Annotated in this window: 19 protein-coding genes; 12 read left to right on the top strand and 7 right to left on the bottom strand. The window is 67.5% G+C overall.

The genetic code is table 11. The features are described 5' to 3' along the window. Positions 1-30 precede the first annotated feature (30 nt). Positions 31-948 carry a glycosyltransferase family A protein gene (locus AC0IW9_RS06935; RefSeq protein WP_471647486.1) on the bottom strand — a complete coding sequence of 306 codons (918 nt, stop codon included), beginning with the start codon at positions 946-948 and terminating at the stop codon, positions 31-33. Further along, positions 945-2,063 carry a glycosyltransferase family 2 protein gene (locus AC0IW9_RS06930; RefSeq protein WP_471647485.1) on the bottom strand — a complete coding sequence of 373 codons (1,119 nt, stop codon included), beginning with the start codon at positions 2,061-2,063 and terminating at the stop codon, positions 945-947. The genes AC0IW9_RS06935 and AC0IW9_RS06930 overlap by 4 nt, the downstream gene beginning before the upstream one ends. A gap of 289 nt (positions 2,064-2,352) precedes the next feature. Between AC0IW9_RS06930 and AC0IW9_RS06925 the strand changes: the two genes are divergently transcribed. The 4 genes from AC0IW9_RS06925 (at position 2,353) to AC0IW9_RS06910 (ending at position 7,538) form a co-directional block, all read left to right on the top strand. Further along, complete coding sequence (locus AC0IW9_RS06925; RefSeq protein WP_471647484.1) at positions 2,353-3,813, top strand: UbiA family prenyltransferase; 1,461 nt, start codon at positions 2,353-2,355, stop codon at positions 3,811-3,813. Positions 3,814-3,824: 11 nt separating this feature from the next. Next, complete coding sequence (locus AC0IW9_RS06920) at positions 3,825-5,192, top strand: FAD-binding oxidoreductase (RefSeq protein ID WP_471647483.1); 1,368 nt, start codon at positions 3,825-3,827, stop codon at positions 5,190-5,192. Next, a complete protein-coding gene (locus tag AC0IW9_RS06915) occupies positions 5,189-5,935 on the top strand; it encodes an SDR family NAD(P)-dependent oxidoreductase (RefSeq protein WP_471647482.1) in 747 nt (248 codons plus the stop codon). Before AC0IW9_RS06920 ends, AC0IW9_RS06915 begins: the two co-directional genes overlap by 4 nt. Positions 5,936-6,113: 178 nt before the next feature. Next, complete coding sequence (locus AC0IW9_RS06910; protein ID WP_471647481.1) at positions 6,114-7,538, top strand: oligosaccharide flippase family protein; 1,425 nt, start codon at positions 6,114-6,116, stop codon at positions 7,536-7,538. A gap of 9 nt (positions 7,539-7,547) precedes the next feature. Here AC0IW9_RS06910 and AC0IW9_RS06905 read toward each other — a convergent pair whose 3' ends face one another. Continuing rightward, on the bottom strand, positions 7,548-8,510 hold the full coding sequence (locus AC0IW9_RS06905; protein WP_471647641.1) for a glycosyltransferase family 2 protein: 963 nt from the start codon (positions 8,508-8,510) through the stop codon (positions 7,548-7,550). 356 nt (positions 8,511-8,866) lie between these two features. Here AC0IW9_RS06905 and AC0IW9_RS06900 point away from each other — a divergent pair, with 356 nt between their 5' ends. Together AC0IW9_RS06900 and AC0IW9_RS06895 are read left to right on the top strand one after the other, a co-directional pair. Beyond that, positions 8,867-10,333 (top strand): hypothetical protein, encoded by a 1,467-nt coding sequence (locus AC0IW9_RS06900; RefSeq protein ID WP_471647480.1) that lies wholly within the window; start codon positions 8,867-8,869, stop codon positions 10,331-10,333. After that, positions 10,330-12,012: a hypothetical protein gene (locus tag AC0IW9_RS06895; protein ID WP_471647479.1), complete on the top strand. Its 1,683-nt coding sequence runs from the start codon at positions 10,330-10,332 to the stop codon at positions 12,010-12,012. The genes AC0IW9_RS06900 and AC0IW9_RS06895 overlap by 4 nt, the downstream gene beginning before the upstream one ends. On the opposite strand, the gene AC0IW9_RS06890 is transcribed toward AC0IW9_RS06895, so the two are convergent. The 3 genes from AC0IW9_RS06890 to AC0IW9_RS06880 form a co-directional block, all read right to left on the bottom strand. Beyond that, complete coding sequence (locus tag AC0IW9_RS06890) at positions 12,005-12,421, bottom strand: tellurite resistance TerB family protein (protein WP_471647478.1); 417 nt, start codon at positions 12,419-12,421, stop codon at positions 12,005-12,007. The two genes, AC0IW9_RS06895 and AC0IW9_RS06890, sit on opposite strands and share 8 nt — an antisense overlap. Positions 12,422-12,483: 62 nt before the next feature. Beyond that, positions 12,484-15,291, bottom strand: coding sequence for an ATP-dependent DNA helicase (locus AC0IW9_RS06885; protein ID WP_471647477.1), 2,808 nt, complete (start codon positions 15,289-15,291; stop codon positions 12,484-12,486). 77 nt (positions 15,292-15,368) lie between these two features. Next, positions 15,369-15,650 carry a hypothetical protein gene (locus AC0IW9_RS06880; protein ID WP_471647476.1) on the bottom strand — a complete coding sequence of 94 codons (282 nt, stop codon included), beginning with the start codon at positions 15,648-15,650 and terminating at the stop codon, positions 15,369-15,371. Between the two features lie 155 nt (positions 15,651-15,805). Between AC0IW9_RS06880 and AC0IW9_RS06875 the strand changes: the two genes are divergently transcribed. Next, complete coding sequence (locus tag AC0IW9_RS06875) at positions 15,806-16,015, top strand: DUF2934 domain-containing protein (RefSeq protein ID WP_471647475.1); 210 nt, start codon at positions 15,806-15,808, stop codon at positions 16,013-16,015. Between the two features lie 73 nt (positions 16,016-16,088). Beyond that, positions 16,089-17,309 carry an MFS transporter gene (locus AC0IW9_RS06870; RefSeq protein ID WP_471647474.1) on the top strand — a complete coding sequence of 407 codons (1,221 nt, stop codon included), beginning with the start codon at positions 16,089-16,091 and terminating at the stop codon, positions 17,307-17,309. Positions 17,310-17,327: 18 nt separating this feature from the next. Here the strand turns inward: AC0IW9_RS06870 and AC0IW9_RS06865 are convergent, their stop codons facing one another. Next, on the bottom strand, positions 17,328-17,978 hold the full coding sequence (locus tag AC0IW9_RS06865; RefSeq protein WP_471647473.1) for a S24 family peptidase: 651 nt from the start codon (positions 17,976-17,978) through the stop codon (positions 17,328-17,330). A 199-nt stretch (positions 17,979-18,177) separates the two neighbouring features. Between AC0IW9_RS06865 and AC0IW9_RS06860 the strand changes: the two genes are divergently transcribed. The 4 genes from AC0IW9_RS06860 (at position 18,178) to AC0IW9_RS06845 (ending at position 20,887) form a co-directional block, all read left to right on the top strand. Then, on the top strand, positions 18,178-18,606 hold the full coding sequence (locus AC0IW9_RS06860) for a hypothetical protein (protein ID WP_471647472.1): 429 nt from the start codon (positions 18,178-18,180) through the stop codon (positions 18,604-18,606). Then, positions 18,603-19,073: a hypothetical protein gene (locus AC0IW9_RS06855; RefSeq protein ID WP_471647471.1), complete on the top strand. Its 471-nt coding sequence runs from the start codon at positions 18,603-18,605 to the stop codon at positions 19,071-19,073. The genes AC0IW9_RS06860 and AC0IW9_RS06855 overlap by 4 nt, the downstream gene beginning before the upstream one ends. Before the next feature lie 145 nt (positions 19,074-19,218). Continuing rightward, entirely contained in the window at positions 19,219-19,440 is a 222-nt protein-coding gene (locus tag AC0IW9_RS06850) for a hypothetical protein (RefSeq protein ID WP_471647470.1), read from the top strand. A 4-nt stretch (positions 19,441-19,444) separates the two neighbouring features. Then, positions 19,445-20,887, top strand: a complete 1,443-nt coding sequence (locus AC0IW9_RS06845; RefSeq protein WP_471647469.1) for a portal protein — start codon at positions 19,445-19,447, stop codon at positions 20,885-20,887. Positions 20,888-20,915 lie beyond the last annotated feature (28 nt).

The following is a 20,915-nucleotide window of genomic DNA, read 5'->3' as shown; positions in this document are numbered from 1 at the left end:
GGCAGAAGGATTTGGGCTGAAGAAGGCCGGTCAGCCGGCTGAGGGCGAGGCCCGCGCTACCGGACGTCCGGCCATGACGCCGGCGAGCCACCGATCCCGGTAGCGGATGCGGAGCCGTCTTGGAGAGGGTGGCAGCAGGGCGACACCCCTTGCGGCAACACGATAGGCCAGCAGGCGCAGCAGAAGTCCTGCGGACAGGGAGGCGGCGTAGTTCCGGCCCTCACCGACGCCATAGCGAAAGGCGCGCTCGAGGATCCAGCCTTCCTCCATCTGTTCAGGCCGAATGATGTGACGGACGCGCGCCGTTGCCTCGAACCAGCCACGGTGTCCCGAGGCTTCCAGCCGGCGAAGCAATTCGGTTTCGCTACCCATGGCATAGAGAGGATTGGTACCGTCCGGGCCGACGTGTTCCGCGAAGCGCGTACCCGCCGTGAAGATGGCGGTACGGATGGCCATATTCGGGCCGAAGATATCGGCGAAGCCGCAAGGACCACTGTCCCGCCGCTGCTGCGCATAAAGGACGCTGAATTCGACAGCCTTCTCCGAAAGCCAGTCAGGCGGCGGGCTGGGCCAATCCGGCAGAACCGTGCCGCCGAACAGATCGGCTTCCGGATGCGAATCAGCGGCATCGCGCAGGCGCAGTAGCCAATCCGGATCGGGCAATACGTCGTCATCCGTGAAGATCGCCAGATCACCATGCAACTCGGGCAATGCGAGATTGAGTGCGCGATTCTTGCCGGGCTTGGGGCAGGACAGCGCGACCAGGGGAAGGCGATCCGCAAAATCGGCCAGAACCGAAAGTGTCGCATCGGTACTGCCGTTGTCGACGACCACGAGCTTCCAGCCGCCGGTCGGCGCTGCCAGACCCGTGAAGGCGGTCAGGACACGTTCCAGCGGCTTTGCCCGGTTGCGGGTGGCAAAGACGACGGTCAGGTTGGGCGTGTTCATGAACGGGGCTCCGATGCGTTGCTCGCCCGGGCACCGATATCGAGTGTTGGAATAACCGGCTGGCCATCCGATCGCAGCAGCGCCCGCCAAAGGCGCCTGGGCAACGTGCGCTTGCGATGCTCTCCCATCAGCGCCATGCGGGTGAAGCCGCGGGCATACGCCAGGCGCCAACGGAGGCTCAGCAATGCCGTGCTTTGCTTCGGCAGCAGCGATGCAGGCAGGGTCAGCAACTCCACGACCAGGCGACGCGGCAGTTCACGCCAAACCGAATCCGGCGCCCCGAGGATGCGGCGCGTCGCAACGGCCGAGGCTCCCTGCCAGTACAGCCTTTCAAGCAGCCATTCGGGACACATCCGGACCGCTTGAATTTGGTGCCTGACCATAATTCGACTGTCGTACCAGGCGGAGTAGCCACGGTCCTGCAGGCGCCACCCGACCTGGACATCCTCATCGGACAGCAGGAGGCCACCGAAGCGGCCCAGCCTTTCGGCGAAGCCACCGATCTCCAGCAACGGTTTTCGTTGCACGATCATGTTGACGCCATAGGGTTCGAGGCCCGAAGGAACCGCGGCAGTCCTGAATTCGCCTCGCCCTTCCCATTCGATGATCGAGAGCACACCGCGGAGCGTCGCTGGCCACCAGAGCGGTAGCGGTGCCTCCCATACCGGAAGGACACGTCCGCCAATGACCCCAGGCCAGGAGGAACGTTCCAGCAGCACATGCTGGATCTGCTCGATCCAATCGGGCATCGCCAGGCCATCGTCATCGATATAAGCAATGAAATCCGCTTGGCTGGTCGCGGCGCCAAGGTTGCGCGCCGCGCTGGCCCCCGGCCGATCGATACGGAGGAGCCGCGCATTGGGCATGCCGGCCACGAGCCGCGCAAGCTCGAGGCTGACATCCGCCCGGCTACAACTATCGACGACAATGATGTCGAAGCCCCCGAGGCCAACCGTCTGCTGACGAAGGCTCTCCAAGCAACTCCGGACGTAGTGCGGCCGATTGTGAGTCACGATGCATGCGGTGACGCTGGGGACTGGCCGCACGAATACAGCCGCCGTCTCGTGGTCCGGCGTCGGCATCATGGTGTCCTGGGTGCCTGCCGCGTCGTGCATTCGCATCCTGCCCTAGGGATTGCGTCACAACATAACGGGGGCTGCTGCGAAAGCGGAAGGTACTCAAGGAAGCTAGATGGCGTCGAAGCAGTCACGTTGCGTTGCGTTTAAGGATCGGCAAGGGTGCTTCCCGCAAGCATCATCACCATGCAGTGATATTCAACCCATTGGTGCTGTTTTGGCCGGCTGCTGACCTTTTCGTCAGTCGCAACGTCTCTCACGCCAATGGTACTATCGCAGGGAGGATTGGAATGGGATTTTGCGCCGCGGCACGAGGAACGAACGCGGTATGCAGGCCTTCAGCGCAAACATGAATTGTGCCCAAGCAGATAGGCCTCTGCCGCTCGCGGTTGATTTGGACGGAACATTGCTGGCAACCGATACCTTGCATGAAGGTGTGGTTGCTGCATTGTTGCATGCACCAACGAGTTTTCCGTCATTGTTGCGCTCTCTTCCGCAGGGACGCGCCGCGTTCAAGCGCTCTGTCAGTCGCCAGGTGCCGGCCGATGCCGCTGGATTGCCATTGAATCGACCCTTCCTGGAGTGGTTACAACAGCAACGCGACCTAGGCCGAGAACTGCATCTTGTAACTGCGGCAGACCAAACGATTGCTGATGCGGTTGCGAACCACTTGGGCCTGTTCAAGAGCGCAACGGGTAGTGATGGCACGCGGAATCTGCGCAGCGAAGAAAAGGCAACGTTTCTTCGGCGTGCCTTTCCTGATGGTTTTGCCTATGCTGGCGACAGCAGGCATGATCTGCCCGTCTTTGCTGCCGCCAAGGAAATCGTGCTGGTGAATGCCAGCGCAACCACCTCAGCGGCGGCGAGGACTATCAACTCGAGCGTCATTGCGGAATTCCCGCAAAGCGGATCGCGCTTGCGGACCTGGATCAGTGCGCTTCGGATCCATCAGTGGTCCAAGAACGTCCTCGTGCTGGTGCCGCTGGTCCTGGGTCACAAGCTGGGTGATGCGACCGCTATCGTCCATTGCGTGTTGGGCATGCTGCTCCTTGGTCTCGCCGCATCGGGGACCTATCTTCTCAATGACCTTTCCGATCTCGCATCGGACCGGATGCATCGCACGAAGCGATCCCGGGCCATCGCCTCGGGCAAAATCGCACCGCTCCATGCACTGGCGCTGGCTATCGTACTGATACTGATTGCGCTCCTGCTGCCACTGCTATTTCGGCCGATGCTGTCGGTGGCGATCCTCGGCTATTGTGGCTTGTCCATGCTCTATTCTGCTTTTCTTAAGCGGATAGCGCTGTTGGATACACTGACAATCGCGGCGCTATTCACCATTCGCCTGTCGCTTGGCGTCGAGCTCGCGGATGTTCCCTATTCCCCCTGGCTGATCGCCTTTGCCGGCTTCTTCTTTTTCTCTCTGGCCTTGGCCAAACGGCATTGCGAACTCATGGAGGCACGCGTGGCAGATAGCCCGGCACTGGCGCGGCGTGGCTGGGAAGTCGATGACTGGCCGCTGACGCTCGGCTTCGGCGCGGCGGCTGCGATCGGCGCCTTGCAGATCATGATTCTCTACGTCGCCGACGATGCATTGCCTTCGAGGATGTATGGGCACGCAGCGTGGCTTTATGTCGCACCCGGCGCCGTTGCGGTCTGGCTGATGCGCGTCTGGCTGCTGGCGCATCGCCGGGAGCTGAAGGACGACCCGGTGATATTTGCGCTTCGGGATCCATGGTCTTGGGGCATCGGCGCGGTCGTTGCCGCAGCTATCGTCATGGCCCTGTGAAAGTGAGTCCGATGCTGGATAGCCCGTTGGTGCAGGCACAGGCGGGTGTGCGGACGGCCGGCTGGAAGGAACTGCGTCTGGAAGGCTGGGGCCGGAACAGCCAGTCGGACTGCTTGGCGGCCCGTCCTGAGCGAATGCAGGATATGGTTTCGGCCCTTGCCACACCGGAAGGGCGGTCGCTGATCGCCCATGGTGCCGGACGCAGCTATGGCGACGCCGCGCTCAATACTGGCGGTGCTGCGGTGCTGACCACGAGGCTGGACCGCGTCCTTTCCTTCGATGCATCCACGGGCCTGCTAGTGGCAGAGCCTGGCGTCACCTTTGCCGACCTTATGGCGACCTTTCTGCCCAAGGGATTTTTGGTGCCGGTATCACCCGGGACCGGCTACGTAACCTTGGGCGGTGCCGTAGCGAACGACGTTCATGGCAAGAATCACCATAAAGTCGGCAGCATCGGTAATCATATTGCTTGGCTCGATCTGCTGGTGCCCGATGGACGGTCGCTGCGCGTATCGGAGGCGAGCGACGCCGATCTGTTCCGTGCGACGCTTGGCGGCATTGGCCTGACCGGAATCGTGACCGCCATCTGCCTGCGCATGATGGCGGTAGGTTCCAATGCCTTGACCGTGCGGCGCCGCCGGATAGGAAACCTCGAAGAATTCCTGGAGGCATTCCAGGCTGCGTCCAAGACCAGTTATTCGGTCGGCTGGATCGATGCCATGGCGAGGGGCAAAGCTTTGGGTCGCGGCATTATCGAGACCGCAGAGCCCAGCGAGAGCAGCCTTGCGCCGACGCACGAGAGGCGGAAGCGATTTCCAATCGATGCGCCCGGCTGGTTGCTGAACGGTCTCAGCGTGAGCGCATTCAATGCGGTTTATTGGCGACGCGCGCCGGTCACGGCGGATGAGCAGGCGGTCACCTACCGGACATTCTTCTATCCTCTCGATGCAATCGAGAGCTGGAACAGGATGTATGGAAAGCGCGGCTTCCAGCAGTTCCAATGTGTGGTGCCGTTCGGCACCGGCGAAAAGGCATTACGGCTTCTGTTGGATACGATTGCCGCCGCCGGCGCGGCATCCTTCCTGGCCGTGCTGAAGACGATGGGCCCTAAGGGTCGGGGCATGCTTTCGTTCGGTATGCCCGGCTATTCCTTGGCATTGGACATTCCGACCAAGCCGGGCAGCAAGGAATTGTTCGTGGCGCTTGAACGAATCACCCGCGATGCCGGTGGGTGCATCTATCTTGCGAAAGACAGTGCGATGTCGCCAGCGGGCTTCGCTGCCATGTACCCGGAACTCGCGGCGTTCCGCGCCGTGCGCGCTCGAATCGACCCCCAGGGACGGCTTTCTTCCGATATGGCCAGGAGGCTGGGAATTTGATCAACGAGACCTGGCTGATCCTTGGCGCTTCCTCGGCCGTGGCACGAGCCTTCGCGCGCGAGGCCGCGGCTCATGGGGCGAGCGTGCTACTGGCGGGACGGGACCTCGATGATCTTGACCGGCAGGCCAGTGACCTGCGGATCCGCTTCGATGGGGCCGTCACCGTCATGCGGTTCGATGCGCTGGATACCGGCACCCACCAAGGCTTCGCCGCGGATTGCGCGGCGCGCGCCGCGGGCAGCGTTTTGCAGGTCTTCCTGGCTTTCGGCGTGATGCCCGACCAGGCAGAGGCAGATGCCGATCCTGCGGTTGCCCGCCATATGATCGAGGCCAATTTCACAGGCGCCGCATCGGTGCTTGCAGCCTTTCGGCCCGTGCTGGAGGCTCAGGCCGGTGGGTCGGTTGTCGTCCTGGGCTCAGTCGCAGGGGACCGCGGTCGGAAGCGCAACTTCCTCTACGGTGCAACGAAAGCTGCGCTGCTGACCTATCTGCAGGGATATGCTGCACGCTTGGCCAAGGCAGGCGTCCGGGTCCTGTGCATCAAGGCCGGGCCCATCGATACCGGAATGACATGGCCGCTCCCGAAGCTGCCCTTCATGATGTCGCCGCGGGATTTCGCTGCGGCTGCTTGGCGGCAGGCGCGTAAGGGATCCGGCAGCATCTACCTTCCAGGCATCTGGTGGCCGGTGATGAGCATCATCCGGCTGTTGCCGACACCGATTTTCAATCGTCTGGACATCTGAATGCGACGGTTGCGTCGATGCTGGAGAGGATGATGAGCCCGTCGTCGCAACCCAGCGCTGAATCCATGATCGGGCTTGGGAGAGTTACGGCCTCCTCTGGTGTCGCACGCCCGCTGCCGGTCCCAAGTGCTGCCATGGTATCGTTTGCATGGCTCGTGCCTGGCATTGGACCGGCGTGATGCGACGTATTCTTCCTGGCGCCAACTCTGCCGCATGGGTTGCCGCGGAGACGATCGGTGCGGCGATCTTCGCCTTGGTCGGCCTGCTGTTCATTGCCCGCCTGATCGGGCCCCAGGCAGCCGGCACCGGTGCGATCGCCGCCAGCGCTTTCCTGACGATCGACTTTCCGATCGCCGCCCTGTTCGGCGATGCCCTGCTGCAACGGTCGAACCTCGAGGAACGGCACCGCTCCTCGGCCTTCTGGACGACGGTGGGTGTGGCAATCCTCGGCGCCGGCCTGCTCGCGGTGGCAGCGTCCTGGGTGGCCGGGGCCATCGGCGTGCCGGCATTGACGGACATGATCCAGAGTCTGGCGCTGCTGCTGCCCTTCTCGGCGGTCGCAGGATTGCTGGCGGCGCTGGCGCTGCGGGGGCGGCGGTACCGATTGCTCTCGCTACGCGTCCTGCTTTGCCAACCGCTGTCGGTCGGTGCCGGTGTACTGGCCGCGCTGGCAGGCTGGGGCGCCTGGGCCATGGTCGTCCAGCAGACGACCGCAACGCTTTCGGTCTTCGTCTTGCTGGTGGTGCTGTCGGACTGGCGGCCGCGATGGCTGTTGGATCGCAAGGCGCTCGGCGAACTCTGGCCGGTCGCCGGGCCGCAGATCCTCGCACTGCTCGTCTTCAATGGCCGCTATCGCATCTTCATCCTGGCACTCGGGACGCTGGTGGTGGAAACCATCGTGGCGGTGACGCATATCGCCTTCCGCCTATTGGACGTGGCCATGGCGGTGGTGAATGGGGCGGCCTCTCGCCTCGCCATGCCGCGCCTTTCCGCCTTGCAGCATGATCGGATCGCGCTGGCCGAAGCCTATGGCGATCTGACGCAGTTGCAGGCATTGGTCGGCCTGCCCATTGCGGCGGGCTTGGCTATCACGGCACCTCAGCTTGTGACACTGCTGATGGGCGGGCCTTGGATCGCCGCAGCGGCGCCCGCGCAACTGGTGGCTCTCGCCGCCATTCCGACCTTCTTGGTCGGTCCGGCCTCGGCGCTTTGGCTGGCGGTGGGGCGGACGCGAATCAACCTCGTCGTACAGCTCGTCGCTTTTTCCGTCCCCCTCACGGCCTTGCTCGTGGTGAGACCGGTCGATGCCGCAGGTGCTGCACTCTGCTGGGCAGGCGGGAGCCTGGCTGTTCCTCCGATTCAGCTTGCGCTGGGCCTCCGGGCACTCGGCCGGCCGGTGCGATGGCTGGCAGCGCGGCTGATGGTGCCGGTCATCGGCACGGCAGGCATGGCCGCGGCGGCAATCCTGATGGCGCGCCACGTGGAGCAGACAGAGCCCTTGACCGCGCTGTTGCTGATCGCTTGCGTCGGAGGCATCGTCTACCTGACCATCCTCGCATTGCTGCTCGGTGGCCGCATGCCGCGTGCCCTGCGAGAGGCCTAAGGAATGGCCTCAAAGCTTCGGCGGCGCGCCTGACGTCTCTGCCGCATGGTTCGCGGCGCTCGTCAGGTGACGGCCGACGATATAGAGCGGGCGGCCCTTGGTCTCATTGAAGACCCGGCCGAGATATTCGCCGATGACGCCAAGTGTCATCAGCTGCACGCCGCCAAGGAACAGGACGACGGCCATGATGCTGGGATAGCCCGGCACCGGATTGCCGTAGATCATCGCCTTCGCCACGACCTCCCCGCCATAGCCGATGGCGAAGACCGCGGTGACGACGCCAAGCCAAGTGGCGACCCGCAACGGCAGGGTGGTGAAGCTGGTGATGCCCTCGACCGATAGGTTGAAAAGCCGCCCGTAATTCCACTTTGTGGTTCCCGCCGCCCGCGGCGCCCTGTCATAGGGTACGGCACGAGACGGGAAGCCGACCCAGGCGAACAGGCCCTTCATGAAGCGATGCCGCTCACGCAGCTGCAGCAGGGCATCGACGGATCGGCGGCTCATCAAGCGGAAATCGCCGACATCAGGCGGCAGCCGCACCGGTCCGCCGAGGCGTGCCATCAGCCGATAGAAGGCGCTGGCGGTCGCCTTCTTCAACCAGGTCTCGCCAGCCCGGCTACGGCGTTGGGCGAAGACCACATCGATGCCTTCCTGCCAGACCGAAACGAGCTCCGGAATGACCTCGGGCGGATCCTGCAGATCGACGTCGATCACCACGATGCCGCCCGAGGCGCGTGCGTGATCGAGCCCCGCGGTCATGGCCGCTTCCTTGCCGAAGTTGCGGCTGAGGCTGACGACGCCGATCTCCGGGTGCCGTAACCGCAAGGCCTCCAACACGCCGAGGCTGCCGTCCTGTGAGCCGTCATCGACGTAGATGGCTTCCCATGGCAGGCCGATCCCCGCCATAACCGGTGCCAGCCGGGCGTGAAAGAATGGGATGACCGTCTCTTCGTTGAAGACCGGAATGATGATCGAGAGCACGGGCTGCGGGCGGCTATGCCGCGTCGCTTGCGGCGCAAAGGCATCAGTCAGGTGGCGTCCGTCGTCCACGTCGGAAATCCGTCTGAAATACCAGTTATTCTAACGGATGCCGGAATGCCTGAAGAAGTCGCATGGGCGAGAGCAGCCCGACCTCTCGTTGCTGTGCGTCACGCGTCAGGCGTGCATAGCCTGCCGGGCAAAACACCGCGTGAGAAGCCACGGGGTGCATTGCGGCAATGCTCTCGGCGACGATACTGGAAGCGATCCGAGCGGCATGGGGCCGCAACCGGGTGCGTCGTATCGGCCGTGGGTGTCCGCGCATGAATCATGAAATCGGATTACGCCGCATGCCGCTGCGCCTGCCATCCCTCACCATGTTCCACGAGGATTCGAGGGAGAAGAACGCTGATCTCTGGATCGTCCTCCCGAGCCTCCTCATCAGCCTCGTCTTCGTGCTGCGGATGGCGCGCCACCTGCCGCTCCTGCCGATTCCGACCGGCGATTCGGCAGCCTATCTGGAAATGGCCGGCTACCGGCCGCCGCTCTATGGCTGGCTGACAAACAGCTGGATGTACATGACCGGCGGGCTGGAGCGCCTGCCCTTGGTGCAGCTTATCTTCCTGGGCTGCGCGATCGCAGTTTTCATCATCGAACTGGGGCGGCTGCTGCGCAGCCCGGTCGTGCCGATCCTGGCCGCGCCACTCATCCTGATGCAGCCCGCCGTCTATGACAGCAGCAGGTGGCTGTTGACGGAATCATCCTTCGTTGCCTTGACGTTGCTGGGCCTGGCGATGCAGTGCCGCTACGCGCGGCGCGGCGACCTGGCGCCGCTGCTGGTGGCGGCGGCGTGCTTCGGCCTTTCCACGCTCTTGCGCAGCACCGGCATGGCCTTTCTGCCGCTCCCCCTGTTGGTGGCGGCCTTCGACCGTCGCTTCGCCTTCGGTGCCGGGCTGCGGCGTGCCGCGGTGGCCGGCGTGGTCGCTGTCGGCGTCCTGCTTTCGGGCATGGGCTGGACCTATGTCCGGCACGGCCATTTCGAGATCGGCTCATGGGCCGGCATATCCTTGCTCGGCAAGGCGCTTGTCCTGCTGCGGCCGGAGGATGCGGTGGGCAAGCCCAGCGCGGTTCAGGCAGCGCTGCCGGCCGCGGCAGCCGCACGGAGGCTCATCGCGGCGCAACCCGATATCGCCGCGACCCTGCGGGCGCAGATCCAGTCCTCCGGCGATGTCCGCTTCCCCGCCTTCTGGCCGACCGCCGAACGTGAATGGCCGGAGTGGATGGCCGCCGATGGGCGCGGCAAGGATCAACTGGCGCGTGCGATCGCCCGTGATCTCATTGCTGCCCATCCCGGCGAGTACCTGCGGCTCTGGGCGCATGACTGGCTGGGCCTGATCATCCAGCCTTCCTATTGGCCGGCCTGGGCAACGACGGTCGCGCGCGACTGGACCGAATTCGCCTTCTGCCGGGAGTTCGATAACTGCTGGGGGCTCGAACGCTACGACCTCCCCATCCATGGGCTGGTGATCCTGATCGGTGCCGCAGTCAGCGGTGCGGTGCTCTCGCTTATCCTGATCCCTGGCCTGGCGCTGCGGGTGCTACGGCGCCGCGCCGAACCCGTGACGGTTCTCATCTGGGGGATCGCGCTCGTGCTGCACGGCACGCTGATCGTCACCTCGGCGGTCGAGGCGGGGCACATCCGCTACACGGTCGCGCTGCATGTCCTGGATATCACCTTGTTGCTCTGGCTGCTGGTGAAGCTGCTGCCGAAGGTCATGCGCCCTGGCGCTGCCCATACCCTGGAGGTTCTGCCGTGACTTTGCGTCTTGGCCTGTTGCTGACAGCACTGGTCGTTGCCACCGCCGCCCTGGCGCCATTGCTGGGTGTGCCGGTCTATGGGCGCAATTTCGGGCATGATGCGAATTTCGCCCTCACCGCCCTGTCCTACATGGATGCCGGCATCACCGAAGGCCGCTGGTGGCCGCGTTGGGTGATGGAGACGAATTTCGGCCTCGGCGGCAACACTTTCTACACCTATCCGCCGATGGGCTATTGGGTGGCGGCGCTGGTGCAGCGCATCAGCGGCTTGGCGGTGGCCGATGCGCTGGCGCTGACCATGGCGCTGTGGCGGCTGGTCTTCCTCGCGGGCTGCTTCCTGTGGCTGCGACGGCATGTCCCGCCGGCGGCGGCACTGACGGCAGCGGCTCTGGCGACCCTGCTGCCCTATCCGGCAGTGGTGAATCCCTGGATCCGCTTCTCCTATGCCGAGGTGGCGGGTGCGGCGATGCTGCCATTCCTGCTGCTGGCGATCGAGCGCGCGGCCGAGAGCCGCGACTCCCGCGGCATCCCCGGCCTTGCCCTGGTCTTCGGCGCGCTGGCGATGACGCATCTGCCGAGCTGTGCCCTGGTCGCCCATCTCGCGCCGCTCTACGGCTGGGCCTATGGCGGGCCGCGTGGGGCGATGCGGACGATGTGGGGCGGCATCGGCGGCGCCGGCCTGGCGGCCTGCTTCATCCTCCCCGCGGCGGCCTTGCTGAAGGACGCCAATTTCGAGGGCATGGACGGCGGCATCTGGCAGACCAGCCTGATGTTCTACGGCGGGCTCCAGGGCACCGCGGTCTGGGTGCAGTTCCTCCTCACGGTCTGGGCGGCGGGCTGGGTCGCGGTGCTTGCGGCGCTGACCTTCCGCTGGATGGCGCGCGCCATGCCGGCCTCGCCGCTCCGCCGGGCCGCCATGGTGCTGCTCTTCTCCTCCTTCGCACTGATGACGGTGGTGACGCTGCCGCTGTGGATCCTGCTGCCGCAGCTCCGCTCCATCGAGTTCCCCTGGCGGGCGACCGGTCTGCTGACCATGCCGGTCGCGGCGCTGGCCGCGCTGGCGCTGGCGGGCGGGACGCGGATGGCACGGCCGGCGGTGCTCGTCCTCGGCCTGGTCAGCGCCGCGATGCCGCCGCTGTTCCTCTGGGTGATGACGGCCTTCGGCAATCCGGACTGGCCACGCTTCATACCGTCGCAGCCACGCCTGGAACGGGCCCTGTCCTCGCCGCGCGGTACCTCGCCGGAGCATCTCCCGGTCTGGGCGAAGGACGCCGGCTGGCTCAGCCTGTGGCAGGGCACCGAGACGGAGCAGGGGCCGGAGCCGTGGCCGCGGCCGCCGCTGCCGGCGGGCACCAGCCGCATTCCCGGTGGGTATGTGGTGCCGGAGGCGACGGCCAGCTTCAGCCTGCCGCAGTTCTATTTCCCCGCTTGGCAGGCGACCGATGGGGCCGGCCAGCCGGTCGAGGTGCGGCCGGGGCCGGATGGCCTGGTGCAGGTGATCGTCGACCGTCCGATGCGGGACCTGCGCGTGGCGGTCGGCCTCACCCGCTGGGAATGGGGCGGCTGGGCGGTGACGGGGCTGACCGCCGCCGGCCTGCTCGGCCTGGCGCTTTGGCGCCGGCGGCCAGTCCCGGTGCCGACCGTCAGCCCGGTTGCCCGCCGGGTCGGGTCTAGATGACCTGGTAGCGGGCGCGCGCCGCGCGCTCGATGGCACCGGCGATCAGCCGGTCGAGGTCCATGGCGATGCGGAAGTCCTGCAGGAACTGCAGTTCTTCCTGCGTCAGGTCGCCATCGGCCGCGGCCACTTCGCAGGCCAGCACATAGGCCGTCTCCCGCAGGCGGGACGGCAGGGCCTCACGGATCAGGGTGCAGGCGCGATCCAGGCCATCGGTCTTGTCCAGCAGCATCAGGCAGGTTTCGGTGACGCTGGAGATGCCGTTCGGGTGGAAGTCGCTGAAGGCGGGCAGGGTCTGCACCAGTCGGGACATCATGTTCAGCTCGGCATCCGACATGGTGCGATCGGATGCCGCCATCAGGACCATGGCGCAGACCAGGGCTTCCTGCGGATTGAATCGGGTATTGGGCATGGGGGCCTCGCTTTCCCGGGGGTGGTCGCGCGCCGGGCGGCCGGCGTCAACCGCCCGCCCTGTCACCCTTCTGCCAGGAAGGCGCGGGTTTCCGCCACCACTTCGGCAAGCCCGGTCCGCCGTACCGAGACACCTTCCGGCAGGCCCGCCAGCAAGCGGCTGGGGCAGGACCGGTCGAGCAGGACGAAGACACCCTTGTCGTCGACCCGGCGGATAAGGCGGCCGAAAGCCTGGCGGAGCCGGTGCCGGGCCAGGGCATCGTCATAGCCCTTGGGATCGCCGGCCGAGAGGTGGATGCGGCGTTCCCGGTGCAGGATGGAGGGGCGCGGCCAGGGCACCCGGTCGAAGACCAGCAGGCGCAGCGAGCGGCCCGGGACATCCACGCCATCCCGCATGGCATCCGTCCCGAGCAGGCAGGAATTCTCCTCCGCGCGGAACACGTCCACCAGCGTCGCATTGTCCATCGCATCCATGTGCTGCGCATAGAGCGGGATGCCGGCCGCCTCGAGGTTCGGGGCCATGTGGCGGAAGCTGTCGCGCAGCCGCCGGATGGCGGTGAAAAGCCCGAGGCCGCCGCCACCCGAGGCCTTGAACAAAGCCTGCATGGCGGCCGCGACTTGGCCGGATCGGGCCTTGTCCACATCCGTCACCACGAAGGCGCGGGTATTGGCGGCATAGTCGAAGGGCGAGGCCACGGCGGCACGGATCGCCGGCAGGGCCAGATGGCTGGCGCCGGTACGGGCTTCCGCCGCCGTCCAGGCGGCATCCTGGTCGTCGGCCAGCCCGGCATCGCGCAGCGTTGCGGAGGTAATCAGCAGCCCATGCGCCGGGGCGGCGACGTTGAGCGCGAAGGGCGTCGTCGGATCCAGCCAATGGCGATGCAGCCCGGCATCGACCTCGCGCCCCTCGCGCCGGGTGAGGGCCAGCCAATCGACGAAGGCCCGGCGTTCGCCCGGCACCGGCGGCGGGTCCCGCAAGGCCTGCAGCATTCCCTGCCAGGCGCCGAGCGGGATCAGGGCCCGGCGCTCGATTCCCTTGGCCGCCGTTTCCAGCCGGATACGATCGGTCGTCTCCAATTCCTCGACCTCATCCTCGAGCCGGGCCTTCAGCTTGTCGCACAGGCTCTGCAGGGGCTCGGCGATGCGCTTCATCGCGCGTCCGAGCGCTTCGGCAGCTTCCGGCAGGTCCTCGCCCAGGGGGAAGAGATCGCATTGGACGTCGTAGATGCTGTCTTCCTCCGGCGCCCGCGCCAGGACCTGGCGCCGGACGGCGCGGAGGAAGACTTCGGTCGGATTGGCCAGCCGCTCCGCCGCGGCCTCGCTGGTCGGCTCGCGGGGTTCCTCGGACAGCCGGCTGACCCAGCCGAGGCCGGGCAGGGCACGGGCGGCGGTCAGCGCCGCCTCCATCGGCGGGAGCACTTCGGGGATATCGCTGGCGAGTTCCTCGATCCGGCGGCGCAGCCCCCGCGCCCGGCTGCGGCCCCCTTCGGCACCCAGCAGCCAGCGGCGCAGCTCGGCCGTCTCGGCGCCGCAGAGCGCGGCGGAGAAGGCGGCATCCGCGGCATCGAAGATATGGTGGCCTTCGTCGAAGACGTAGCGCAGCGGCCGGGCGTCCTCGGCCCCGCCCATGGCGGCCTGGACCATGACCAGCGCATGGTTGGCGACGACCAGCGTGGCGGTGCGGGCACGGCGGATCGAGTGCTCGACGAAGCATTGCTTGTAGCGCGGGCAGGCGGAGCGGATGCATTCGCCGCGGCGATCCGCCAGCGGCCAGATCGCCGCCGGGCCATACAGTTCGGTGACCCAGCCAGGGAAGTCGCCGGCCATCAGGTCGCCGTCGCGCGTCGCCAGCGACCAGCGGGCGACGAGCCCGAGGGGGACGGCCATGTCGGGATGGCTGGCCTGGCCGATCATCTCCTCGAGGTTCAGCAGGCAGAGGTAATTCTCGCGGCCCTTGCGGACCACCACGCGGCGGCGCCGCTCCTCCGGCTCGGGGTAGAGCCGGCCGAGTTCCTGGTCGATCTGCCGCTGCAGGTTGCGGGTGAAGGTGCTGATCCACACGGGCGCGCCATTGCGTTCCGCCCAGAGGCTGGCCGGGGCGATATAGCCGAGGGTCTTGCCCGTGCCGGTCCCGGCCTCGGCCAGGATGACATGCGGCGAGCCCTTGTCCTCCCGCGGGGCGAAGGCACCGCTGGCGGCGGAGGCGTAGTCGGCCTGCTGCGGCCGCTGCTCGGCGCCATCGCCGAGGATATGGGCGAGGCGGGTGCGGGCATCGGCGGAGGAGACATCGAAGCTGCCGGGCGGCGGGGCCGGGCCCGGGTCCTCCCAATCCGGCAGGCGGCGCCAGACCTTGTAGGGATCCAACGAAGGCTTGGATTCGGCACTGCCCCCGAGGGCGGCGATGACCGAAGGGGCCCAGGACCAGCCCGCCGCCTTCTCCATCTGCGCCGCCAGCATCGCCGCATCGCGGTTCAGGGGCAGTCCGCGCCCGGCCGCCAGATGGCGCAGCATGATGGTCGCCATCTGCGGCAGCAACGCGGCCGCCGCGGCGTCATCGGCGGGCGGCGGCAGGTCCAGCGCCATGGCCAGGCCGCGCGGCGTCGGCGCGGCAGGCCGGGCGGGCATGCAGAAGGCATAAAGCTCCAGCAGGTCGAAGGCCGCCTCGAAGGGGGGCAGATCGAGCCTGCGGGCAGTCGCCGGCCCATGCACCAGCAGCGGCGGCGCGCCCGCCAGGGTGCGGCCCAGCTCCGCTGCCGGGATGGCCAGCAACTCGCCGTCGGTGGTCAGCAGGGTGGCGCGGCCCAGCCCGGCGATCAGCGCAGGGGCATCGGGAAGCAGCAGGCGCGGCGGCGCGGGTCGGGATTGCGACATCCGCGGCACCATAGGTGCGGCCGCCGCTATGGGGAACAGACGTTCTCGGGTCCGTCAGCCTCGTGTGGCGGCGAAGACTAGAGGCGGATCACGTCGAGCAGGCTCAGGGTCAGGACCACGGCCCCCGTCCACAGCAGGAAGGCACCGCTCAGCGCAGCTCGCGGGTTGCTGCCGAGATGACGCTCAAGCAGCGGCTGCAGCCAATCCGCGCGCTGTCGCCGGCGGTGTTGAACCGGCTTCGTCGCTGACTGGGCCTGCGCACGCCACTGGCGCTTGGCCTCCGACCAGGTGGAGGAACGTGGCGTCGCTGCCACCGGCTTCACCGTCTGGTCGAGGCGTTCCTTGATCTCTGTCTCCACTGTCGCACCCACGCAGTTCGCGTGCGAACCATGTAGCGAGCAGCATCGGCTTGCACCTCAACCGCGCGTGCATCGCGCATCGGTGCGATGGCGGCATCGCCAGACCGCAACAAATCCTTGTCTTTCGCGTTGTGCGAACTCAGGAGTGCTTCAGCATGCCGGATGACGCCCGCCTCGCCCGTATTCGTGAACGTGCCTATCTGCTGTGGCTCGATGACGCCTGTCCGGAAGGCATGGATGAGGAATACTGGCAACGCGCCCGCGTAGCGGTGACCCTGGAGCGGATGGCGAGTACCGAGGCGCGGATGCCGGCCAAGGCAATGGACCTTGGCGACTGCAAGGCGCCGGTGATGCGTCCCGCCTGACCCCGGCCGGCTTGCCGCATAGGCGGCGTCCCGCCGGCATGGTTTGATCCTTCCGGAATCGGAGGGATCCATTATGTCCGGACTGGCCGGCGATCAGTCGCCGAGCATCGAAGCCCGGGCTTCCTGGGTCATCGCCATCACCGCCGTCACCATGCTCTCGGTGTCCTTCGGGGCACCTCTGCTCGTCGTGGTGGCGCTGCGGCCGATCGCCGCGGACCTCGGCGGGACCCGGTCGATTCCTGCGTTGGCATCCTCCCTCGCGTATTTCGGTGCCGGGGCAGGAGGCATGCTGATGGGGTGGCTCGCCGGCCAAACCTCGACCCGGCTGACCACCCTGATCGGGGGCGCCATGCTGGGCTGCGGCCTGCTCCTGGCCTCGGGCGGCGCGGCCTGGCAGTTGGTCGTGGGCTTCGGCCTGCTGGTCGGGCTCCTCGGCAATGGCGCCCTCTACCCGCCGATGATGACCTATGTCTCGCTGTGGTTCGACCGGCGGCGCGGCACCGCGCTGGCGCTCGTCTCATCCGGCCAATATGTCGCCGGCGCGGTCTGGCCGACCGTCTTCGAACGGGCGATCGAGGCCTATGGCTGGCAGCGTGTCATGCTGGGCTACGGCATCTTCGCCGCCTGCATCATCCTGCCGCTGGCCGCGCTGGTGCTGCGGCCACCACCGCGGCCGCTGCCGGGTGCCGCAGCCGCGGTCGGGCCGGTGGCCGGCACGCGGGTCCTCGGCCTGCCGCCCAACCTGGCCCTGCTGCTGCTCGCCTTCGCCTCCTTCCTCTGCTGCATCCCCATGGCGATGCCGGCGGCGCATCTGGTCGCCTTCTGCGGCGATCTCGGGATTGCCGGGTCGCGCGGCGCGGCCATGCTGTCCGTCCTGCTCACCGCGGCCTTCATCGCCCGGCAGCTCTGGGGCTGGGTCTCGGATCGCTTCGGCGGGCTGAATACCGTGATCGCCGGCAATGTCTGCCAGGCCATCGGCATGGCGGCCTTTCTAACCACCCAGGACGAGGCCGGGCTGTTCTTCATCGCGGCCGCCTTCGGGCTCGGCTTCAGCGGAATCGTGCCCGCCTATGTGCTGGCGGTGCGGGAGCTGTTTCCAGCGGCGGAAGCGGCCTGGCGCGTGCCGGCGCTGCTCTTCCTCAGCCTGTCCGGCATGGCGGCCGGCGCCTGGCTGGCGGGCTTCCTCTACGACCGCTTCGGCTATTACGCGATCGCCTGGGAGGTCGGCATCGGCTGCAACCTGGCGGCGCTGGCCCTGCTCGGGACCCTGGCGCTGCGGCGCCGGCTGGCGTGAGCGGCGATTGGCTGCCCCTTACTGGCTACCCCAGACGATGCGATGCATCCAGGTGATCTCGGCGAGGTCGAAGGCATAGTCCGGATGGGCGGGATTGAGGCTGCGCAGGTCGATCCGCCGGGCGGACTGGCGCTTCAATTCCTTCGCCATGACCTCGCCATTCTGGGTCCGCACCACCACCCGGTCGCCGCGGCGAATGGGCGCGCCGGGTGAGATGATGACGATGTCGCCGTCGCGGAAGACCGGCTCCATGCTCTCGCCGGAAATCTCCAGCGCATAGGCATTGGGGTCGCCGACCTCCGGCACCGAGATCTCGTCCCAACTGCCGCCGACGGGATAGCCGCCATCGTCGAAGTAGCCCTCGCCGCCGGCCTGGGCGAGACCGATCAGGGGAATGCGGCGGGCGGCGGGGCCGCGGCTGCCGCGGGGCAGGGCGGCGGCCATGCCGGTCACCAGAGCGGCGAATTCCGCCATGCCGGTGCTGGTCGCGGTCAGGACCTTGGCAAGGCTTTCGGTCGAGGGCCAGCGGGCCCGGCCATCGGCACCGATGCGCTTGGAGGGATTGAAGGCCGTCGCGTCCAGCCCGGCCTTGCGGGCCAGGCCGGAGGCTGAAAGCCCGTTCTCGGCGGCGAGCGCATCGAGCGCCCGCCAGATCTCGTCATGTGTCACGGCCCGCTCCTGCCGGAAGCCCCGGCACCACCGCCATACGGCGTGCCGCACCAGATATGGGGTCGCTCCATGGGCATAACATCCTAGGTGTGGGATCAAAGATCAATAGGCGAATTTTCCTTTCTTTGCGCTTGCCGATCCATCGGGCCGAGGTTTACGTTCCCGAAATGTTCTCATTGCTCGAAAGGACATTTCCCCGATGACCGCAACCCATGCCAGCCGCACGCCCGGGCGGACCGGCCAGTCCCGCGAAACCCCCTTCCACAGCGTCGAGGAAGCCTGGTTCTGGACCATGGCCGCCCTGACGGCGCGGCGCGACGGCGCCCGTATCGTCTCCGGCGCCGGCCTGCTGACCCGGCCCTGCGAGCCGGACGACGTCGTGAAATGCCTGGACCGGCTCTACCGCCATCGGCGGATCGACCTCCAGCATGCCCGCATCCTGCGGCTCTGGGGCGAGCGCGGCACTGCCCCCGATGCACGCCAGCCAGGCGAGGCCGGCGACTGGCGCCTGTGGCATGAGGCGATGACGCGGCTGGACTGGCCGCTGCGCGTCAAGGGCATCATCACCGGCCCGCTTCCTGTCGCAGGACCGGCCCAGGTCCTGGCGTTTTCGGTGGCCGGGCGGTGACCGGCGCGGCTCCGGGATCGGCGCGGCCGGCCCATCACCGCGCCGCGCGGATCGCGGGGCAGGAGGCCTTCATCGTCTTCGGCGGCCAGGCCGACCAGCCCTGGCTGCGCCTGCTGCGGCCGGGCTTCCGGCATTGCTTCGCCGCCCTGGTGGATGCCGGCGGCTGGACGGTGCTGGATCCCCTGACCGGACGGCTCGTCGTCGCCCGGTTGGAACTGCCGGCCGACTTCGACCTGCCCGGTTTCTACCGCCGGGCGGGGCTGGCGGTGCTCGGTCCCTTCGCCCCGTCCGAAGCCCGGGCGCGGCACCTGCCACCACTCTCGCCCTTCTCCTGCGTGGCGCTATGCCGGGCCGTGCTCGGGGCTGCGGCTCCCTTTGCCTTGACGCCCTATGGCTTGTTTTGTTCTTTAAACAAAATTGATAAATCTAGGAATAATATCTTGACTGTCGGCGCGAATGCGCGCTAAGTCACTCCTGCCAACGGGCGATCTGCGCCTGTCGGTCCTCCTCCGATCCCCCGACTACCGCGGGCCTGTCCCATCCCAGGGACGGGCCCGCGGGATTTTCGGCCCCGATCGGACCCCTTCATGTCCACAATCCGAGGTGACGCGCATGGGTGGCCTGTTCCGTGCCCCGAAGCCGGTGATCGTCCCGCCGCCCCCGCCGCCCGCGCCCGTGGTCGCGGCCCCAGCGCCGGAGGCGGCGAACCAGCAGTCCCAAGCGGAGTCCCGGACCCGCGCGGCGCGCGGCATTGCGGGCACCATCGTCACCTCCGATCGCGGCGTCCTGGCGCCGCTGCCGCTGGTGGCCCGCAAATCGCTGCTGGGGGAATAGCCGCATGAATGTCGAGACCATCCTGGGCCGGCATGCCGCGGCGATGGAGCGGCGCCGGCCGCTCGAGCCGATCTGGCAGGCCTGCTACGACCATGTGTTGCCGGCCATCGGCAATGGCCCGGCGCTCTTCGATGCGACCGCCGCCGATGCCGCCGAGCAGCTCGCCGCCTCGCTGCTGGCGGAGCTGACCCCGCCCTGGTCCCGCTGGTTCGGCATCGCCCCACCCCGGCCCCTGCAGGATGATCCCGAGGCCCGGGCCATGGCGGAAGCGCTGGAGGATGCCGCCGTCGTCCTGCAGGGCCATTTCGACCGCTCCAACTTCGCGGTCGAGATGCACCAGGCCTTCCTCGAGCTGGTGGTCGCCGGCACCGGCGTGCTGCTGGTCGAGGAAGCGCCGCTGGGCGAGGCTTCGGCCTTCCGCTTCACCGCCGTGCCCCTGCGGAGCGCGGTGCTGGAGGAAGGCGCTGATGGCCGGCTCGACACCGTTTATCGCCAGGCCCGGCTCAGCGCCGCCCAGCTTCGCCGGCGCTTTCCCGGTGCGGATTTGCCGGCGGAGCTGGACCGTGCCGCAGCCAGTGACGACCCGTCCCCGCATCCGCTGCTGGAGGCGATCTGGGCCGAGCGCGGCGGCACCCGCTATGCCGCCATCCTCACCACCGATCCCGGCCGCCCGCTGCTGCTGGCCGAAGGCCGCTTCGCCGAAAGCCCCATCATCGCCTTCCGCTGGCTGAAGGTCCCCGGGGAGCTTTATGGCCGCGGCCCGGTGATGAAGGCGCTGCCGGATATCCGCACCGCCAACAAGGTGGTGGAGCTGGTGCTGAAGAACGCCTCCATCGCCGCCACCGGCATCTGGCAGGCCGAGGATGACGGCGTGCTGAACCCGACGACGGTGAAGCTGGTGCCCGGCGCCATCATCCCCAAGGCACCCGGCAGTGCGGGCCTGACGCCGCTCGCCGCGCCGGGCAACTTCGATGTCTCCCAGCTCGTGCTGCAGGATCTGCGCAGCCGCATCCGCGGCGCCCTGCTGGCGGACCGGCTCGGTGCCCTGCAGGACAGCCGGATGACCGCGACCGAGGTGCTGGAACGCAGCGCCCAGACCGCCCGCCTGCTCGGCGCCACCTATGGCCGGCTGCAGACGGAGCTGCTGACGCCCTTGGTCACCCGCTGCCTCGGCATCCTGCGCCGCCGCGGTGAGATCCCGGCCCTGCTGCTGGACGGGCGGGAGGCGGTGCTGCGCTACGAAAGCCCGCTGGCCCGCATGCAGGGCCGCGCCGATGCGGCGAATACCCTGCTGTTCCTGCAAGCCGTCGGCCAGCTCGGTGGCAACGCGGCGGCGCAGGTCGATGCCGCCGCGGCGACGCGCTGGCTCGCGCGGACCCTCGGCGCGCCGGCGGAGGTGCTGGTGCCCACCCAGCCACGGGCTCTCGAACAGATTGCCGAGGCCTGACCCCGCCTTCCCCTCCTTTCCCCAACCG

This window comes from Belnapia sp. AC561, assembly GCF_979252845.1.
This window is presented reverse-complemented; position numbering and strand designations above follow the sequence as displayed.

Bases quoted from the DNA above. Each gene is read 5' to 3' on its own strand.
- AC0IW9_RS06935 (WP_471647486.1), bottom strand. From the start codon at position 948: ATGAACACGCCCAACCTGACCGTCGTCTTTGCCACCCGCAACCGGGCA.
- AC0IW9_RS06930 (WP_471647485.1), bottom strand. From the start codon at position 2,063: ATGCACGACGCGGCAGGCACCCAGGACACCATGATGCCGACGCCGGAC.
- AC0IW9_RS06925 (WP_471647484.1), top strand. From the start codon at position 2,353: ATGCAGGCCTTCAGCGCAAACATGAATTGTGCCCAAGCAGATAGGCCT.
- AC0IW9_RS06920 (WP_471647483.1), top strand. From the start codon at position 3,825: ATGCTGGATAGCCCGTTGGTGCAGGCACAGGCGGGTGTGCGGACGGCC.
- AC0IW9_RS06910 (WP_471647481.1), top strand. From the start codon at position 6,114: ATGCGACGTATTCTTCCTGGCGCCAACTCTGCCGCATGGGTTGCCGCG.
- AC0IW9_RS06900 (WP_471647480.1), top strand. From the start codon at position 8,867: ATGCCGCTGCGCCTGCCATCCCTCACCATGTTCCACGAGGATTCGAGG.
- AC0IW9_RS06890 (WP_471647478.1), bottom strand. From the start codon at position 12,421: ATGCCCAATACCCGATTCAATCCGCAGGAAGCCCTGGTCTGCGCCATG.
- AC0IW9_RS06885 (WP_471647477.1), bottom strand. From the start codon at position 15,291: ATGTCGCAATCCCGACCCGCGCCGCCGCGCCTGCTGCTTCCCGATGCC.
- AC0IW9_RS06875 (WP_471647475.1), top strand. From the start codon at position 15,806: ATGCCGGATGACGCCCGCCTCGCCCGTATTCGTGAACGTGCCTATCTG.
- AC0IW9_RS06870 (WP_471647474.1), top strand. From the start codon at position 16,089: ATGTCCGGACTGGCCGGCGATCAGTCGCCGAGCATCGAAGCCCGGGCT.
- AC0IW9_RS06860 (WP_471647472.1), top strand. From the start codon at position 18,178: ATGACCGCAACCCATGCCAGCCGCACGCCCGGGCGGACCGGCCAGTCC.
- AC0IW9_RS06850 (WP_471647470.1), top strand. From the start codon at position 19,219: ATGGGTGGCCTGTTCCGTGCCCCGAAGCCGGTGATCGTCCCGCCGCCC.
- AC0IW9_RS06845 (WP_471647469.1), top strand. From the start codon at position 19,445: ATGAATGTCGAGACCATCCTGGGCCGGCATGCCGCGGCGATGGAGCGG.